The 1758-nt window shown below is 64.4% G+C and carries 1 protein-coding gene; it reads right to left on the reverse strand.

The window, feature by feature from the left end; translation table 11 throughout:
- Nucleotides 1–5 precede the first annotated feature (5 nt).
- Nucleotides 6–1758 (reverse strand): helicase-related protein (locus AB4Z11_RS30805; protein ID WP_442029853.1); only part of this gene is annotated, 1753 nt, incomplete at its 5' end.

A 1758-nucleotide genomic window follows, 5' to 3' on the forward strand; every position in this document is an offset into this window, starting at 1 on the left:
GGCATTCATGGACCGGCCGCTTTCTCCAGCTCGCGCAGCATACGCGCGACGCGGTCGGAGAGTTTTTCCGTCGTCAGTTTTTCGCGGAAGCGCTCGACCATCAATGCGAAGCCGAACGGCGTGGCGCGCCRCACGCCGTGGAAGCTGATCACGCGCCGCTGCAATTCCTCCAGCGTGGTGCGCAGGCGCTTCAGTTCCAGTTCCTGCTCCAGCACTTCGCGCTGGGCCTGAGTCAGCAGCAGATTGCCTGCATCGTGCTTGCGGAAGACTTCGAAGAACAGCGCCGACGATGCCTGCAACTGGCGGTTGCTCTTCGGCTGGCCGGGATAGCCCTGGAAAATCAGCCCGGCAATACGCGCGATTTCACGGAAGCGGCGTTGCGACAACTCGGTCGCGTTCAGACTGGCCAGCACATCTTCCAGCAAATGTCCGGTGGTGAAAGGACCGCCGTCCATGAACATTTCGCGCCACGGCAGCTCTTCCGGCGACAGCAGCTCGAAGCCATAGTCGTTGACGGCAATCGAGAACGTCGCCGGATGCGCGCGGCCGATGCGGTAAGCCAGCAGTGAGGCAAGCCCGATATGCACCGAGCGTCCGGCAAAGGGATAGATGARCAGGTGATGGCCTTCGCGGCTGTCCAGCGCCTCAATCACCGTCGTGCCGGGCGTGGGCAGCGCCGACCAGCGCTTCTGGATTTCGAGTAGCGGTTTGATGGCCTGCATTTCCGGCCCGTCGTAATGCCCCGCCGTGGCGCGGCGCATTTGCTCCATGGCGGCGTGCGCCAGCTCGGACGACAGGGGCATTTTGCCGCCCTGCCAGCGCGGCACGGCTCCTTTTGCACCCGTCGCGCGGCGCACGAAAGCGGTCATCTCGTGCACGCGCACGAATTCCAGTATGCGGCCGCCGAACAGGAAATGATCGCCCTTGCTCAGCCGCGAGATGAAGCCTTCCTCCACTGTGCCCAGCGTGGCGCCGTTCATATACTTCACCTGAATGGTCGCTTCGGACACGATGGTGCCGATGCCCATGCGGTGACGGCGCGCAATCGCCGCATCCGGCACGCGGTAGACGCCTTCTTCGTCCGGCAGCACGCGGCGGTATTCGGGATAGGCGATCAGGCTTTGTCCGCCGCGCGCGACGAAGTCCAGCGCCCATTGCCATTCTTCCTGCGTCAGGTAGCGGTAAGACCAGGCGGTGCGCACCTCTTCGTACAGTTCCTCGCTGCGGAAACCGCCGCCGAGCGCGATGGTGACGAGGTGCTGCACCAGCACGTCCAGCGGTTTCTCAGGCACGGGACGCGGTTCGATGTGGCGCTCGCGCACGGCTTCGATGGCGCCGGCGGCTTCCAGCAGTTCCAGGCTGTGCGTGGGGACCAGCGTGACGCGCGAGGCGCGTCCTGGGGCATGGCCCGAGCGCCCGGCGCGCTGCAGCAGGCGCGCGATGCCTTTGGCGCTACCAATTTGCAGCACGCGCTCTACCGGCAAGAAGTCGACGCCGAGATCGAGGCTCGATGTGCAGACCACGGCTTTCAGGCTGCCCCGCTTCAGGCCTTGTTCGACCCATTCGCGCACTTCCTTGTCCAGCGAGCCATGATGCAGAGCGATCAGGCCGGCCCATTCCGGCTTGGCGTCCAGCAGGTTCTGGTACYAGAGTTCGGCCTGCGATCTGGTATTGCAGAACACCAGCGTTGTTGAGTGCTGTTCGACTTCGTTCGCCACCGGTAGGAGCATCTGCATGCCGAGGTGGCCGGCCCAAGGG

The sequence above is a fragment of the Pseudoduganella sp. RAF53_2 genome (assembly GCF_052113985.1).
Taxonomy (GTDB): domain Bacteria; phylum Pseudomonadota; class Gammaproteobacteria; order Burkholderiales; family Burkholderiaceae_D; genus Rugamonas.